13 protein-coding genes are annotated in these 15,865 nt (G+C 52.1%); 12 read left to right on the plus strand and 1 reads right to left on the minus strand.

What is annotated here, in order from left to right; all coding sequences use genetic code 11:
• The 9 genes from DWY84_RS05945 to DWY84_RS05985 all read left to right on the plus strand — a co-directional run bounded on the left by DWY84_RS05945 (nt 1) and on the right by DWY84_RS05985 (nt 10,061).
• Nucleotides 1-1,803, plus strand: coding sequence for a glycerophosphodiester phosphodiesterase (locus DWY84_RS05945; RefSeq protein WP_118531719.1), 1,803 nt, complete (start codon nt 1-3; stop codon nt 1,801-1,803).
• A 27-nt stretch (nt 1,804-1,830) separates the two neighbouring features.
• Entirely contained in the window at nt 1,831-2,289 is a 459-nt protein-coding gene (dtd, locus tag DWY84_RS05950; protein WP_118531720.1) for a D-aminoacyl-tRNA deacylase, read from the plus strand.
• Between the two features lie 76 nt (nt 2,290-2,365).
• Nucleotides 2,366-3,766, plus strand: coding sequence for an aminopeptidase (locus DWY84_RS05955; protein WP_118531722.1), 1,401 nt, complete (start codon nt 2,366-2,368; stop codon nt 3,764-3,766).
• Nucleotides 3,767-3,876: 110 nt separating this feature from the next.
• Entirely contained in the window at nt 3,877-4,938 is a 1,062-nt protein-coding gene (gene tig / locus DWY84_RS05960; protein WP_178716285.1) for a trigger factor, read from the plus strand.
• 49 nt (nt 4,939-4,987) lie between these two features.
• Nucleotides 4,988-5,575, plus strand: coding sequence for a xanthine phosphoribosyltransferase (locus DWY84_RS05965; protein WP_118531724.1), 588 nt, complete (start codon nt 4,988-4,990; stop codon nt 5,573-5,575).
• Nucleotides 5,572-6,372: an HAD hydrolase family protein gene (locus DWY84_RS05970; RefSeq protein WP_118531726.1), complete on the plus strand. Its 801-nt coding sequence runs from the start codon at nt 5,572-5,574 to the stop codon at nt 6,370-6,372. Before DWY84_RS05965 ends, DWY84_RS05970 begins: the two co-directional genes overlap by 4 nt.
• The gene (hemC, locus tag DWY84_RS05975; protein WP_118531727.1) at nt 6,373-8,865 is read left to right on the plus strand and encodes a hydroxymethylbilane synthase; all 2,493 of its coding nucleotides are present in this window, start codon (nt 6,373-6,375) and stop codon (nt 8,863-8,865) included. It abuts the gene before it with no gap.
• Complete coding sequence (locus tag DWY84_RS05980; RefSeq protein ID WP_178716286.1) at nt 8,862-9,455, plus strand: bifunctional precorrin-2 dehydrogenase/sirohydrochlorin ferrochelatase; 594 nt, start codon at nt 8,862-8,864, stop codon at nt 9,453-9,455. Before hemC ends, DWY84_RS05980 begins: the two co-directional genes overlap by 4 nt.
• A 12-nt stretch (nt 9,456-9,467) precedes the next feature.
• Nucleotides 9,468-10,061 carry a LysE family transporter gene (locus tag DWY84_RS05985; protein WP_118531730.1) on the plus strand — a complete coding sequence of 198 codons (594 nt, stop codon included), beginning with the start codon at nt 9,468-9,470 and terminating at the stop codon, nt 10,059-10,061.
• A gap of 54 nt (nt 10,062-10,115) precedes the next feature.
• Here the strand turns inward: DWY84_RS05985 and DWY84_RS05990 are convergent, their stop codons facing one another.
• Nucleotides 10,116-11,525, minus strand: a complete 1,410-nt coding sequence (locus DWY84_RS05990) for an alanine/glycine:cation symporter family protein (RefSeq protein WP_347560775.1) — start codon at nt 11,523-11,525, stop codon at nt 10,116-10,118.
• 160 nt (nt 11,526-11,685) lie between these two features.
• On the opposite strand from DWY84_RS05990, the gene DWY84_RS05995 reads away from it, so the two are divergent.
• The 3 genes from DWY84_RS05995 to DWY84_RS06005 all read left to right on the plus strand — a co-directional run bounded on the left by DWY84_RS05995 (nt 11,686) and on the right by DWY84_RS06005 (nt 15,797).
• Entirely contained in the window at nt 11,686-12,867 is a 1,182-nt protein-coding gene (locus DWY84_RS05995) for a CCA tRNA nucleotidyltransferase (protein WP_347560776.1), read from the plus strand.
• A 121-nt stretch (nt 12,868-12,988) separates the two neighbouring features.
• Nucleotides 12,989-13,966 carry a spore coat protein CotS gene (locus DWY84_RS06000; protein ID WP_118531731.1) on the plus strand — a complete coding sequence of 326 codons (978 nt, stop codon included), beginning with the start codon at nt 12,989-12,991 and terminating at the stop codon, nt 13,964-13,966.
• A gap of 94 nt (nt 13,967-14,060) precedes the next feature.
• Nucleotides 14,061-15,797, plus strand: coding sequence for a phospho-sugar mutase (locus DWY84_RS06005; RefSeq protein WP_118531732.1), 1,737 nt, complete (start codon nt 14,061-14,063; stop codon nt 15,795-15,797).
• The last annotated feature ends 68 nt before the right edge of the window (nt 15,798-15,865 follow it).

The following is a 15,865-nucleotide window of genomic DNA, read 5'->3' on the forward strand; positions in this document are numbered from 1 at the left end:
ATGAAGATATTGACAAAAGATACCTGGCAGATCATACGGCAGAACTGGAAAAATATTCTTTTGTTCGAACTTCTATACCGTGGAATCACAACATCGGTCTATATGCGGCTTGTCAGCCGCGGAATCCGGCTTGCGCTGCGGGCGGCAGGGTACAGCTATCTGACACCGGCTAATATTGGAAATTTCCTGATACGGCCGGTAACGCTGTTCATCTTTGCCGCTGTGGCTTTTGTCGGGATTCTGATCCTGTCACTGGAGACGGCCGGCCTGATTACCGCATTTCAGGGGTCAGCCTATTATCAGAAGCTGACCCCTTTGCATATTCTGTGGGGCGGCCTGCAGAAGCTAAAGGATGAGATGATAAAGTGCAATTGGAGGCTGCCGTTGTTTCTGACAGTCCAGTATCTGCTGATTTATCTGCCCTTTATCATGCGGACCATTGTGCGCTACAAACCGGCAAATTTTATTTTTCAGGAACTGAAAAAACAGCCGGTGGCCGTAGCATTCCTGGTGGTCCTGCTGATATTCGGAATTCTGGCGGTGATTCCGCGGTCCCTTACGGCCTATGGCTGTATGATTGAACAAAAGCATTTTCACAGCGGTGTTGTGCGCAGCTGGCAGATGACCCACAAACGCAAGTGGAAAATTTCTTCTCTTGCCATGTTCTGGGAACTGGCAGTGATTCTGCTTGCAGTGGCAGTATATGCGGCTTCTGTGTGTGCTGCCGCGCTCTGTGTGGTGCGTTTTTCCAGGCAGAATCTGGCCATGGCAGTGCTTCTGTCCTCGGCAGACCGGCTGGAGACCGGAATCATATATCTGGCCTCCATGCTGGCAACCGTAGCGGTATACGCGGCGCTGTCTGTGGCGTATTACCAGTATGGAAACCGCAGGTTCCACACAGAGCGCTGGGATTTTGGCTATCCGGCCAGAGGCAGCATGAATCGCAGAACCATGGCAGTCATCCTGACGGCTGTGGTTGGCGTGGGCCTGTTTTATATTTATGATCTGGTCCGCAATGGCTCGGAACTTTCTGAGGAACTCCTGATTGAGACGGAGATCACGGCACACCGGGGCAGCTCCAGAACTGCTCCGGAGAATACCATTCCGGCAATTGAGGCTGCTGTGGAAGAAATGGCAGACAGTGTCGAGATTGATGTCCAGATGACAGCGGACGGAGTCGTTGTGCTGGGGCACGACGCCAGCTTAAAGCGGGTGGCGGGCGTGAACCGGTCTATTGCGTCTATGACCTTTGAGGAACTGGAAAAGCTGGATGTGGGTTCCTGGTTTTCTTCTGAATATGCGGGAACCCGCATCCCGTCTTTAAGCGAGGTACTGGAGCTGTGCAGTCAGAAAACCAGCCTGAACATCGAAATCAAATATGTAGGAAAGAACAGTGAACTGCCGGAGAAAACAGCGGAGATGGTCAGGGAATATGGCATGGAGAACCAGTGCGTGATCACCTCCACAAACCTGTCTTATTTAAAACGGGTAAAGGAGGCTCTGCCGGAGATTCGTACCGGATATATCATTTCCGCGGCCTACGGAAACTTTTATTCCAGTGAGGATGTGGATTTCATCAGCATCCGTTCCGGGTTTGTGACGTCTGCGCTGATGCAGAACGCCCATGAACAGGGTAAAGCGGTCTATGCCTGGACGGCGAATACTAAAAGCGAACTGGAGCGTCTGACTCTTCTGGGGGTGGATGGCATCATCACGGACCGGCCGGTTCTGGCCCGGGAAATCGTTTACCGGGAAGAGGCAACGGAGTCGCTGTTTGAATATCTGAAGCTGGTGCTTCGGTAGAATAAGAGAGTTACAGGAGATACAACCATGCGTGTAGTTTTACAGAGAGTGACACAGGCCAGTGTCAAAGTAGACGGCGAGGTCATAGGAGCCATTGGAAATGGATTCCTGATTCTGCTTGGCGTTTCGGACGAGGACAATGAGTCTGTGGCAGATAAGATGGCTGACAAGATCTGCAAGCTGCGGATCTTTGCGGATGAGAACGGAAAAACCAACCTTTCCCTGACGGACGTTGGCGGGGAGCTTCTGGTGGTGAGCCAGTTCACCCTGTATGCTGACTGCCACAAGGGCAACCGTCCAAGCTTTGTGAAGGCAGGCGCGCCGGATAAGGCAAACCGGCTTTATGAATACTTCGTAGAGCGCTGCCGTCAGTACGTTCCCAAGGTGGAGCACGGAAGCTTTGGCGCTGACATGAAGGTGGAACTGTTAAATGACGGCCCCTTTACCCTGGTACTGAATGCCGATGAAAACGGAATCGTTTCCTGATGGAGCAGGGCCGGATACGATAGAAAAAGGGCGGTCTGGCCTGAGCAGGTACCAGGCCGCAAAAGGAGAATGAATTATGAGTGAGAAAGAAAAATCCGCAGGGAAGCTTTTGGAGGAACAGCTGACGTTCCATTTCCCGCACATCGGGAAAGAGGCACCGCAGCAGGTGGATGAAGCAACGGCTTTCTGCGAAGGATACAAGGCATTTTTGAATGAAGGAAAGACAGAGCGTGAGTGCGTGGAGGCTGCTGTGAAGCGTCTGGAGGCAGCAGGCTACACCGCCATCGACTTTGCGAAAGAGTATCAGCCGGGGGATAAGGTATACTTTATCAACCGCAAAAAGGCTGTCATCATGACCACCTTTGGCCAGAGACCGGTGAAGGAGGGGGTACGCATCAACGGTGCCCACATTGACTCCCCTCGCCTGGATTTAAAGCCGAATCCGGTTTATGAGAAAAGTGACATGGCATACTTTAAGACCCACTATTATGGCGGTATCCGCAAGTACCAGTGGGGCACCACGCCCCTTGCCATGCACGGCCTTGTGATTAAGAAAAATGGTGAGACTGTGAAGATTTCCATTGGTGAGCAGGAGGGTGATCCGGTATTCTGTGTCAGCGACCTGCTTCCGCATCTGGCTGCAAAGCAGAACGAGAGAAAGTTAAGCGAAGGCTTAAAGGGCGAGGAACTCAATGTCATCATCGGTTCTGTTCCGTTTGTGGATGACAGCGTGAAGGAGCCGGTAAAGCTGATGGCGTTAAAGCTTTTAAATGAGAAATATGGCATTACGGAGGCTGACTTCTATCGTGCTGAGATCGAGATGGTTCCGGCCCACAAGGCTGTGGATGTTGGCCTGGACCGCAGCATGATCGGTGCCTACGGACAGGACGACCGTATTTGTGCCTACACTGCCATGATGGCAGAAATGCAGGCAAAGACACCGGAGTACACCACGGTTACAGCTCTGGTGGACAAAGAAGAGATTGGTTCCGAGGGCAACACCGGCATGAATTCCGATTTCTTAAAGCACTATCTGGAACGCCTGGCCCAGATGCAGGGAGCAGATGCAAAGGATCTGTGTGAGCATGCCCTGTGCCTGTCTTCCGATGTAAACGCGGCTTACGATCCGACCTTTGCAGATGTATTTGAGGCGAATAACTCCTGTTACATCAACAAGGGTTGTGTGCTGACCAAATATACCGGTGCCCGGGGCAAGTCCGCATCGAACGATGCCAGCGCGGAGACCATGGCGAAGGTCATCGGTATCATGGAAGCGGAAGGTGTGTACTGGCAGGCCGGCGAGCTTGGCGCGGTTGACCAGGGCGGCGGCGGAACCATTGCCAAATATGTGGCTCATTTAAACATCGATGTGGTAGATCTTGGTGTGCCGATCCTTTCCATGCATGCGCCATTTGAGCTTTCTTCCAAGCTGGATGTATACAATACATACAAAGCCTTCTGCGCTTTTTACAAATAATGGAATGATTTATAAAATTTTATGAAATTACGCGGAAATGCTTTTTTTAACAGCGGCAATATGCTATAACTGTAGGAAATAATGAGAAAGACAAAATGAGGAAGACATTTATGAAAAAAAATGTGAGACTGATTCTTTGCTGCGCGGCAGTAGTGATGCTGGCTGCAGGATGTGGAAAAAAGTCTGATACAACTGAGACGACCACAGCGGCCGAGACAACAGAAGCTGAGATCACCGATAAAGGCGAAGTGACGAAACTTGGCCAGTATAAGGGAATTGAAGTAACAAAGGAAGATACCACCGTGACAGATGCGGAACTCGACCAGCGGATCGCAAGTATTCTGCAGGCGAATCCGGAGATCACGGAGATTACAGACCGTCCGGCGCAGAACGGTGACACCGTTAACATTGATTATGTCGGAATGAAGGACGGCGTAGCCTTTGACGGCGGAACGGCAGAGGGATATGACCTCGAGCTTGGTTCTGACGCGTTCATTGATGGCTTTGAGGATGGACTGATTGGCGCAAATGTAGGAGAGGAGCGCAGCTTAAACCTGACTTTCCCGGAAGACTACGGCAATGCGGATCTGGCCGGACAGGCAGTTGTATTTGATGTTACGGTAAACAAAATCGAAGAAAAGAAAAACGCTATTCTGGATGACGCCTTCGTGCAGCGCGTTTCAGATTTTTCCACAGTAGATGAGTTCAAGGCAGATACCATGGCTGCCCTTCAGGAAGAGAAGGAGCAGAGTGCGGCACAGCAGGTTGAGGATGACGCATTTGCAGCAGCGGTAGACAACTCTGAGTACAGCTTAAATGAAGCAGCGGTTGAGCAGCAGTACAACAATCAGCTTACCTACTATGAGAATATGTTCTCTTCCTATGGCTTCACCATGGAGAGCTATGCAGAGATGATTGGCCAGACCGAGGATGAGTTCAAGGAAACCTTACATACGGCAGCAGAAAACGCGATCAAACAGCAGCTTCTGATTGATGCGGTAGCAGAAAAAGAGGGACTTACCGTAGAGGATGCGGATCGCGAAAGTCTTGCGGAGAATTATGGCACAGACTTAAAGACTCTCCAGGATACTTACGGCGAGGATATGGTAGACCAGACTGCGCTGATTTACAAAGTAGTAGAATTCATCGGCAGCAATGCTGTTGTGAAATAAACACAGAATCCAAACACAAAATACCAGAATATACAAGGGGGATATCCAGATGCAGCTCTTAAAAGACAGAATTCGTAAAGATGGCAAGATCAAGGCAGGAAACGTTTTAAAGGTGGACAGTTTTTTGAATCACCAGATGGATACCGATCTTTTTGTAGAGATCGGCAAGGAGTTTAAGCGCAGATTCGCGGACTGTGAGATCAACAAGATCCTTACGATTGAGGCATCCGGAATCGGCATTGCCTGCGTGGTAGCCCAGCAGTTCCATGTGCCGGTTGTATTTGCAAAGAAAACCCAGACCAAGAACATTGCAGGCGATGTTTATACCAGCAAGGTAGAATCCTATACCCATGGACGTGTCTATGACATTATCGTGTCCAAAGAGTTTCTTGGAAAGGGTGATAAGGTTCTTTTAATTGATGATTTCCTGGCAAACGGAAAGGCGCTGGAGGGACTGGCCGCTGTAGTTGAGGAATCCGGAGCAGAGCTGGTGGGCGCTGGTATTGTCATTGAGAAGGGCTTCCAGGTAGGCGGAGACATCATCCGTTCCAAGGGAATCCGTCTGGAGTCCCTTGCGATTGTGGACAGCATGGACGAGAAGACCGGTACCATTGTCTTCCGTGGAGACGAAGCGTGAGTAAGAGAAAGGCATTGTTTTTTGATATCGACGGCACCCTGCTGAGCGAGGTGACAAAGACGGTTCCGGAGAGCGCAAAGAAAGCAATTTCCATTGCGCGCTCTCTGGGGCATCTGGTATATATCAATACCGGACGCTCTTATGGAGAAATTGATCAGGTCCGCAATATTGCCGAGGTAGATGGCTGGCTTTGCGGATGTGGAACCTACGTGGAGTCTGAGGGCAAAACGATTTTAAACCGGCTGATGCCGGTAAAACAGGTACAGCGGATTGCCCGGCTTGCGGTGGACTCCGATGCGGATATTTTCCTGGAAGGCCCGGGGGTCTGCTATTACTGCAGCCAATTTGGACGTATGCCCTTTGGGCAGCAGCTGCGAAAAAACTTCGGGAATACCATTGAATGGCTGGAGCCGGAAGCAGTATGTGGCGAGGTCAACAAGTTTTGCCTTCTGACGGATGAGCAGAGTGACCGCACAGGACTGTTTCGGAATCTGGATCTGGATATTGCGGTGATTGACCGGGGCGAGGGCTTTTATGAGTGTGTTCCGGAAGGATTTACCAAGGCCACGGCCATTGATGTGGTACTGGAGAACTACGGCCTGACTCTGGAGGATGCCTATGTTTTTGGTGACAGCACCAATGACATTGCCATGTTTGAGCATGTGCCGAATGCGGTACTCATGGGCAGACACAGCCCTGAGCTGGAGCCGTATGCCAGCTTCCTGACCAAAACCGTGGAGCAGGATGGCATCTGGTATGCCATGGAGAAACTTGGATTATTAAATGAGGAAGTATAAATGAATAATAACACATTGCGGATCGGTACAAGAAAAAGCCGGCTGGCAATGGTTCAGACAGAAATTGTGCGGGAAGAAATTCTGGCACATTTTCCATTTTTAGAAGTCGAAATTGTGCCTATGAGCACAAAAGGCGATCAGATTCTGGACCGTTCCCTGACCAGCTTTGGAGGAAAAGGAGTATTTACGAAGGAATTGGAGGAGGCGCTTCTCCGGGGGGAGATTGACCTGGCTGTTCACAGTGCCAAGGATATGCCGATGGAATTTCCGAAGGGGCTGGCCCTGGGGGCAGTTCTCTCCCGCGAGGACGCTTCCGATGTGCTGGTGACCACGGATGGAACTCCGGTCAGAAACATGGCACCGGGAAGCATCATTGGTACCAGCTCCCTGCGCCGCCAGATCCAGATCCGGCAGATGAATCCCCAGGTGAAGGTAAAGCTTCTCCGGGGCAATGTACAGACCCGGATTGAGAAGTTAAAGAGCGGGCAATATGACGGGATTCTGCTGGCGGCGGCGGGACTGAAGCGGTTGGGAATTTGTGGAGAAAATCTGGCAGCAGGGGCAGGTTCAGAGCTGTCTGGCGGGCAGTGCGGGACAGGGGCGGATGGTTCCCTGCACTTTGAGCATCTGCCGATGGAACAGTTTGTTCCGGCGGCCGGGCAGGGCATTCTGGCGGTAGAGATCCGTCAGGGAGAACTGGGAGAAGTCATGAAGGCCATTCATTCCGTGGAGACTGAGGCGGAACTGACTGCGGAGCGGGAATTTCTGACTATTTTGGGCGGCGGATGCAACGCGCCCTGCGGAGCACACTGTCGACTGGATGCAGAGGGGAGCAGGCTTTCCATGCATGTGATGTACGCGAGGGACGGTGTGCATCCGGAATACCGGAACAGTGAGATGGCGCTGGATGATGTATCGGAATCTGTGCGAAGTACACTGCTTACAGCCGCAAAGAGGCTGGCTCACGACCTGGCTGTTCTGGTGCGCTGCAAACCGGTCTATCTGGTGGGCGCAGGGCCGGGAGATGCCCGTCTCTTTACGGAAAAGGGGCTGGACTGTGTGCGGAAGGCAGATGTGATCGTATATGACAACCTGATTTCCGGCTCGATCCTGAATGAGGCCCGGCTGGACGCGGAGCTGATCTACGCAGGCAAGCGCTCCGGCAGCCATCATATGAAGCAGGAGGAAATTTCAGCCCTGCTGGTGGAGAAGGCGCTGGAAGGCCATTCTGTGGTGCGCTTAAAGGGCGGTGATCCATTTATCTTCGGGCGGGGTGGTGAGGAAGCGTTGGAATTATCCAAAATGGATATTCCCTTTGAGATTGTGCCGGGAGTTTCCTCATCCTACAGTGTTCCTGCTTATGCAGGAATTCCGGTGACTCACCGGGGACTGGCCTCCTCCTTCCATGTGATCACCGGCCATGAGGATGGCAATAAGACGAGTTCTGCGCTGGATTACCAGACCCTTGCAAAGGAAGAGGGAACGCTGGTTTTTCTGATGGGACTGAAGAACCTGGATAAGATTGCCGCAAACCTGATCGCAAATGGAAAAGATCCGAAGACTCCGGCAGCGGTGCTGGAGCGGGGAACCACAGCGGCCCAAAGAAGTGTGAAGGCAGATCTGGAGCACATCGCGGAAGCGGCAGAGAAAGCCGGACTGAAAACCCCGGCTATCTCCGTAGTCGGTCCGGTGGTTGGGTTAAAGGATACTCTGTCCTGGTTTGGCCGGGGCATACTGTCTGGAAAGCGGGTGCTGGCAACGGGAACCAGAGCTTTTGTTCGGGAGATGGAAGAGGCCTTCCATCCACTGGGGGCAGAGCTGGTGGCATTAAGCCTGATTGAGGTGCGTCCGCTCTGGAATGAGCGGATCACGGAAGCGTTAAAACAGCTTGGCAGCTACCAGTGGATCGTGTTTACCAGCGGAAATGGTGTGGAGCTGTTTTTTACCCTGCTTCGGGAGCAGGGCGTAGATCTGCGGAAGCTGATGCGGGTCAAGTTTGCCGTGATTGGCCGAAAGACGGCCGATGCGCTTTTGCAGCATGGCTTCCAGAGTGACTTTGTACCGGAGCAGTTTTCCGGGGCTGATCTGGCGGCTGAATGGATTCCAACCCTGCAACAGGGGGAGAAGGTGGCATTATTCCGGGCGGAAAACGGATCCCGGGTTTTGACGGAGGCACTGGCAGAAGCCGGAATCGCCTATGATGATATTGGACTGTATGAGACCTGGACAGACCTGCGCCGTCAGGAAGAATTGAACCGCGCAATCCAGGAAGTGGACTATGTGACCGTGGCCAGCAGTTCTGCCGCCCAGGCCCTCGCTGCCATGCTGGAGCCGGAGCAGCGGGAGCATCTGACGGCAAAGCTCATTTCCATAGGTCCGTCCACTACAAAGACTATGGAGAAGCTTGGACTTCCTGTATACGCGGACGCAGTGGAGTACACGGCGGAAGGAATCGCGGCGGTGATCCAGGCGGATGTGGAGGAAATGCTTTGAACTTTCCGTTGTTTATAGATCTGAAGGATAAAAAGGTGCTGATCGTGGGTGCCGGGGCCATTGCGGCCCGGCGCGCCACGGTACTGGTAGAATTTGGCGCGAAGGTGACGGTGATGGCGCCGGAGGCAGGCAGCGGAGTGCAGGTGAACCATGCTGCGGAGCTGAAAAGCTTTACGGCTGTAGGGGATTCTGTGCTGGAGCAGTATGCACAGCCAGACAAATGCGCCGCAGGTGAAAAATCTCCTTGGGAATGCAGAACAATTCCGGTGCGGAAACTTGCGGAAGCGGGGCGTCTGGTTTGGAAGCGTCACGCGTTTTGCGAGCAGGATCTAGAGGAATTGAACCAGTTCTTCCTCGTCATTGCAGCCACCGATGATCCGGCGGTAAACGACCACATTGTACAGCTCTGTCATGAACGCCACATTCCGGTCAACCATGCAGGAGATCAGACCCAGTGCGATTTCCAGTTCCCGGCTATTGTGCAAAAAGGTCCGGTGGTGATTGGTGTGAACGCGAATGGGAAAGACCATGGGCTGGTAAAGCGCGTGGCGGAAAGGCTGCGGGAGTGGATTGCCAGAGAAAAATTTTAAAGGAGCGATGCCATGTCTCTATCTGTTTTTATAGAAATGACCCTTTCGGCCATTCTTACCGTATGGTCGCCGGGACCCAATAACATCCTGCTGCTTTCCAATGCCAGTAAATATGGCGTGCGCGGAAATCTGCGTTTTATGATCGGAATCTGGAGCGGTTCCCTGACGCTGATGTGCCTTTCAGGCTTGTTTTGCAGTACGCTTGGAAGCATTATTCCCGGAATTCAGCCAGTCATGAAATATCTGGGCGCCGCTTATATCCTGTATCTGGCCTGGCAGACCTGGCGCAGGCTTCCTCCATCGGATCAGGTACAAGAGAAGAAGCCTACCTGGAAAATGGGATTTTTCCTTCAGATGATCAATGTCAAGATCATCATCTACGGACTCACCATGTTTTCTGCGTACATCCTGCCTTATGAAACCAGAGTTCCCATGCTGTTTGCATTTGCGGTGTATCTGATGATTCTGGGAGCGCTTGGAAATCTGATCTGGGCATTTGCCGGGAATGTGCTGAAACGCGGCTACAGCAGTCATTACAGGCTGATGAATGGAGTTATGGCACTGCTTCTGGTCTGGTGTTCCCTGAGGATTGTGGGTGTGTTGTAAACAACAAAGGCTCTGTACTTTCCGAAAGGGAGTACAGAGCCTTTGTTTTCATACTTACAGATTTTTGTTTTCTTCGTACTGCTTTAATAGTTCCAGTGCTTCCTTTGACATCGGATACAGCACCGCGATATTAAACAGTGTCATAAGTCCGATCCCGACATCACCCAGATCCCAGACAACCGTGTACTGCTCAAGACCACCGATAAACAGCATGATAAGAGCCAGCACCTTGTAGGCAGTCTGGTAACACCAGCGGTTTCCAAAGAGGTATGCCACGTTGGAACGGGCGTAGAAGAGAATGCCAATGAAGGTGGAGAAGCTGAACAAAGCCAGGGTTACTGCAATAAAAATGACACCGGCATATCCCAGGTGGTACTGCATGGCAGTCTGCAAGAGATCCATGCCGGTAAGGCCGCTTGTCAGTTCTTCCGGGGCCAGCAGCATGATCATGGCAGTACAGCTGCAGATTACAATGGTGTCAATCAGAACACCAAGCGACTGGGTCAGACCGGTACGGACCGGATCTTTGCTCTGGGCGGCGGCAGCCGCGCAGGGAGCGGAGCCGGAACCGGCTTCATTGGAAAACAGGCCGCGCTTGACCCCGTTCATAAGAACAGCTCCGAAACCGCCGGATACTGCCTGACGCATGCCGAAGGCCTCTGAAAAGATACGGCTGAATACGGACGGAAGCTTTGGCAGATTGACCAGAATGATGAACAATGTAAGCAGGAAAAAACCAACCGCCATGATGGGAACCATAATATCCAGAACTTTTATGGTTGCGTTTTTCCGAAGCACAATGACTGCAGCCAGTAATACCAGAAGGATCGTGGTGACGATGGGCGGAACCCGGAATGCATTGGCAAAGGCAGAGCTTACGGAATTGCTGATTACCTGGCTGATGCCGCACCAGCAGATCAGGCCGGAGATGGCAAACAGGGAGGCAGTCAGGGAATGTCTGAGGGTTTTTCCTGTTTTTGCTTCAACAAAATGGTGAATGTAGTAAGCCGGTCCTCCGTGATAGCCGCCGTAAAGAGGGTCCGGTTCTTTGTATTTTTGAGCCAGGGCAGCTTCTACAAAGGCAGTAGAAGCACCCAGAAGGGCAGTCACCCACATCCAGAATACGGCACCGGCACCACCCAGGGAGACAGCGGCAACTACGCCTACCAGGTTTCCCATACCTACCCGGGTGGCGGTGGAGATGATGAGCGTCTGGAGCGAGGAAAGGCTGTCCGGTGTCTCTTTTTTCTCCTTCAGGGCTTTCATCATGTCGGAGAACAGGCGAAGCGGAAGCAGCCGGGTGCGGATGGTAAAGTAGATTCCGGCCGGAATGAGCAGCAGAAGCATCAGGGAGATGCCCACAGAGCTTCCCATGACCGGAAGGGTAAACAGATCACCCCATAAAAAGGCATAAACGATTTCAATAAGCTTTGTAATCAATGGTAAAAATCCTTTCTGAATCATGTTTTGGCAGCTGCGCAGGGAGGCGCAGCTGCTGCAATGGCTCTATTATATAATTTGCAGCGCAGTTTGTAAATCCGGAAGTCATTCTTGTTTTTTTTCAGGATGACCTTTATAATGATTCTGAAATGTTGGAACAAACAGGAAAGAGAGAATTTACGATATGAACAGCATGCAGATTCCTGCCCATGTGGAGCAGATCATTCATACCTTAAACAGCCACGGCTACGAGGCCTTTGCGGTAGGCGGCTGTGTGCGTGACACCCTGCTTGGACGCAAACCCGGCGATTGGGATATTACTACTTCCGCAAGGCCGGAGCAGGTAAAGGCACTGTTTCGCCGGACCATCGACACCGGCATCCAGCACGGCACAGTAACCATCATGATGGACCGCACCGGTTATGAGGTGACGACATACCGCATTGACGGCGAGTACGAGGATGGACGTCATCCGAAGCAGGTGGAATTTACTTCAGATCTTCTGGAAGACCTGCGCCGCAGGGATTTCACCATCAATGCCATGGCCTACAGCCATGCGACCGGGATTGTGGATGCCTTTGACGGTGTGGCAGATTTAAAAGCCCGCCGCATCCGCTGTGTGGGCAATGCCATGGAGCGTTTTACGGAGGATGCGCTGCGCATTTTGCGTGCTATCCGTTTTTCTGCCCAGCTGGATTTTGAGATTGAGAAAGAAACCTTTGAAGCAATTTCCGTGATCGCGCCGAATCTGGCCAAGGTGAGCAAGGAGCGCATCCAGATGGAGCTGACCAAGCTTCTCTGCTCTGAGCATCCGGAAAAGATCCGCGAAGTCTATGAGACCGGCATCAGTACCTATGTGTCACCGGCCTTTGCCGCGCTGGACTGGCAGAATGCCCGGGTATCTGCGGCGCTTCCGAAAGAAAAATATGTGCGCTGGGCAGCCTTTCTACGCTGTGGAAACAGTCCGGAAACCGCAGTGCGGGTGCTTCGGGATTTAAAGCTGGATAATGAAACTATCTCCCGGGTGAAAACGCTGGTGACCTGGGCAGATGCAGCCCCTGCGGCAGATGAGGCCGAGGTGCGCCGTATGATGAGCCGCATGGAGCCGGAGGTCTGGGACAGTCTGATGGAGTTAAATGGTTATGGGCAGGAAATCCGAGATCTGGTCACCACGATCCGGGAACGCGGCGACTGTTTAAGCTTAAAAGAGCTTGCTGTAAAGGGTCAGGATCTGATTGCTGCCGGGGTGAAGCCGGGCAAAGAGATGGGCACCATGCTACATGAACTGTTGGAGCATGTGCTTAAGGTGCCGCAGGATAATGAGAAAGAGACGCTGCTTAAACTTCTTGTGGATTTACAGAGATAGGAAATTGCTGCAGAGGCGTATAATCCCTGAAAACCTTTCATAGGTTGGAGAGTAACAACGGTTCGGCAGGTGTGCTTTGTATGTTCTGCCGGACCGCCGCGCATGAAGTGGAGGGGTGAGCGTGAACGACAGCTATCTGGAGGTTTTAAAGCAGTACGATGGAGAGGTAACGAGTGTCCGGCGCGGACGGGGGGCCTGGATCTGCGAGTATCCGGACGGCCCCCGGCTTTTAAAAGAGTACCGGGGAACGGTAAAACGTCTGGAATTTGAGGACGCGGTGCTGGGACAGCTGGAGGAGCAGGGCATCTGCCGGACAGACCGTTATGTGCGGAATCTGGAGGATGGACTGGTAACAGCCGGGCCGGACGGGGTGAAGTATATTCTGAAACGCTGGTTTTCCGAGCGGGAATGCAGTCTCAGAGACCGGCGGGAAATCCTGTTTTGCACCAGACAGATCGCGGTACTTCACCGGGGACTACAGGAAATTCCGTGGCAGGAGGAATGGAGCTTTGGTTCTACGGTGCCACCGGCTCTGTCGGAGGAGATGGCACGCCATAGCCGGGAGATGAAGCGGGTGCGGAATTTTATCCGCGGAAAACGAAAGAAAACCGAATTTGAGTTACGTGTCATGCAGAGCTTTGACGCATATTATGCTCAGGCGCTGGAGGCAGAAAAAGGGCTGGAGCCGCTGGATCAGAACCAGGCGGAAAACCGGCTCTTTTTGTGTCACGGGGATTTAGACCAGCATCATATTCTGCCGGGAAAACAGGAGGCGGTGTTTATCGAGTTCAGCCAGATGCATTTGGGGCATCAGGTGAGTGATCTGTACCGGTTTATGCGGAAGGTCATGGAAAAACATGGCTGGGATGAATACCTGGGCGGCGCCATGCTGGATGCCTACGATGCGGTGCAGCCGATGGGCGCGAAGGAGCGGCAGTACCTGTATTTTCTGTTTCTGTACCCGGAAAAATACTGGAAGCAGCTAAATTATTATTACAATGCCAACAAGGCCTGGATCCCGGAAAAAAATGTGGAAAAATTAAAGATGCTGGAGTCGCAAAAGGAGGCAAGAGGGCGATTTCTGTCGAGAATAAAATAGGCTCCGCAGACAGGTTCATCTTCCTTTTTTTTTCGCGCTGAGGTATAATAAAATCAGTTTTAAATATCGAGGGAGCACAGGAGGAAGTATTTTTATGAAAGATTACATGAAGATTTACCGGGAATGGCTGTCCAATCCATATTTCGATGAGGATACAAAGGCAGAACTGAAGGCAATCGAGCATGATGAGAATGAAATCAAAGAGCGTTTTTATATGGATCTGGAGTTCGGTACTGCAGGCCTGCGCGGCATTATCGGTGCTGGTATCAACCGCATGAACATCTATGTGGTGCGCCGCGCAACCCAGGGCCTGGCAAATTATATCATCAAGCAGGGCGGAAGCAGCAAGGGCGTAGCCATCGCGTACGATTCCAGACATATGTCTCCGGAGTTCGCGGATGAGGCAGCACGTACTCTGGCCGCAAACGGCATCAAGGCTTACAAATTTGAGTCCCTGCGTCCGACTCCGGAGCTGTCCTTTGCAGTGCGTGAGTTAGGCTGCATTGCCGGCATTAACGTAACCGCAAGCCACAACCCGCCGGAGTACAACGGCTACAAGGTATACTGGGAGGATGGCGCACAGTTTACCCCGCCGCATGACAAGGGTGTAACCGAGGAGGTTCTGGCCATTGAGGATCTGTCCACCGTGAAGACCATGAGCGCAGAGGATGCCATGGCAGCAGGCCTTTACGAGGTTATCGGCAAAGAGATTGATGACAAATACATCGCCCATGTAAAAGCACAGGTTGTAAACCAGGATGCCATCGACAAGATGCAGAAGGACATCACCATCGTTTACACCCCTCTTCATGGAACCGGAAATATCCCGGTACGCAGAGTATTAAAAGAAATCGGTTTTGAGAACGTGTATGTCGTACCGGAGCAGGAGCTTCCGGATGGCGATTTCCCGACCGTAAGCTATCCGAACCCGGAGGCGGCAGAGGCATTTGCCCTCGGCTTAAAGCTGGCTGAGGAGAAGAACGCAGACCTGGTTCTGGCAACCGACCCGGATGCAGACCGTCTTGGCGTTTATGTAAAGGATACCAAATCCGGCAAGTACATTTCCCTGACCGGCAACATGTCCGGTTCCCTGCTGTGCGAGTATGTTCTGAGCCAGAAGGCTGCAAAGAACGCAATCCCGGCAGACGGCGAGGTTGTCAAATCCATCGTCAGCACCAACCTGATCGATGCAGTGGCAGCTTCCTACAACTGCAAGCTGGTAGAGTGCCTGACCGGATTCAAGTGGATCGGCCAGCAGATCTTAAAAGAGGAGCGCACCGGCGTTGGTCACTATATGTTTGGTATGGAAGAGAGCTACGGCTGCCTGATCGGTACCTATGCCCGCGATAAAGACGCCGTATCCGCAACCGTTGCCCTGTGCGAGGCCGCTGCATACTACAAGACCAAGAACATGACTCTGTGGGATGCCATGGTAGCAATGTATGAGAAATACGGCTACTACAAAGATGCTGTGAAGTCCATCGGACTGTCCGGTATTGAGGGCCTGGCAAAGATCCAGTCCATCATGGAGCACTTCCGTAACAACACTCCGGAAGGTTTCGGCGAATATAAGGTACTTTCCGCAAGAGACTACAAGAACGACATTATCCGCGACATGGCTACCGGCGAGGTAACCCCGACCGGCCTGCCGTCCTCCAATGTGCTCTATTACGACATGAACGACAACGCATGGCTGTGCATCCGTCCGTCCGGCACCGAGCCGAAGATCAAGTTCTACTATGGAATCAAGGGAACTTCCTTAGAAGACGCAGACGCAAAGTCCGAGGCACTTGGAAAAGCGCTGATGAGCGAAGTGGACAAGCTGCTGTAAAAATATTGAGACGGATTTAATAAAAGGTCCGGAAGTGAAAGAGACCGCTTTCCTATATTTTCACATAT

It is taken from the genome of Clostridium sp. AF27-2AA, assembly GCF_003478505.1.
Classification (GTDB): Bacteria; Bacillota; Clostridia; order Lachnospirales; family Lachnospiraceae; genus Brotaphodocola.

Excerpts from the sequence above, each read along its gene's own strand:
- DWY84_RS05945 (WP_118531719.1), top strand. The coding sequence starts at position 1 with ATGAAGATATTGACAAAAGATACCTGGCAGATCATACGGCAGAACTGG.
- dtd (WP_118531720.1), top strand. The coding sequence starts at position 1,831 with ATGCGTGTAGTTTTACAGAGAGTGACACAGGCCAGTGTCAAAGTAGAC.
- DWY84_RS05955 (WP_118531722.1), top strand. The coding sequence starts at position 2,366 with ATGAGTGAGAAAGAAAAATCCGCAGGGAAGCTTTTGGAGGAACAGCTG.
- tig (WP_178716285.1), top strand. The coding sequence starts at position 3,877 with ATGAAAAAAAATGTGAGACTGATTCTTTGCTGCGCGGCAGTAGTGATG.
- DWY84_RS05965 (WP_118531724.1), top strand. The coding sequence starts at position 4,988 with ATGCAGCTCTTAAAAGACAGAATTCGTAAAGATGGCAAGATCAAGGCA.
- hemC (WP_118531727.1), top strand. The coding sequence starts at position 6,373 with ATGAATAATAACACATTGCGGATCGGTACAAGAAAAAGCCGGCTGGCA.
- DWY84_RS05985 (WP_118531730.1), top strand. The coding sequence starts at position 9,468 with ATGTCTCTATCTGTTTTTATAGAAATGACCCTTTCGGCCATTCTTACC.
- DWY84_RS05990 (WP_347560775.1), bottom strand. The coding sequence starts at position 11,525 with ATGATTCAGAAAGGATTTTTACCATTGATTACAAAGCTTATTGAAATC.
- DWY84_RS05995 (WP_347560776.1), top strand. The coding sequence starts at position 11,686 with ATGAACAGCATGCAGATTCCTGCCCATGTGGAGCAGATCATTCATACC.
- DWY84_RS06005 (WP_118531732.1), top strand. The coding sequence starts at position 14,061 with ATGAAAGATTACATGAAGATTTACCGGGAATGGCTGTCCAATCCATAT.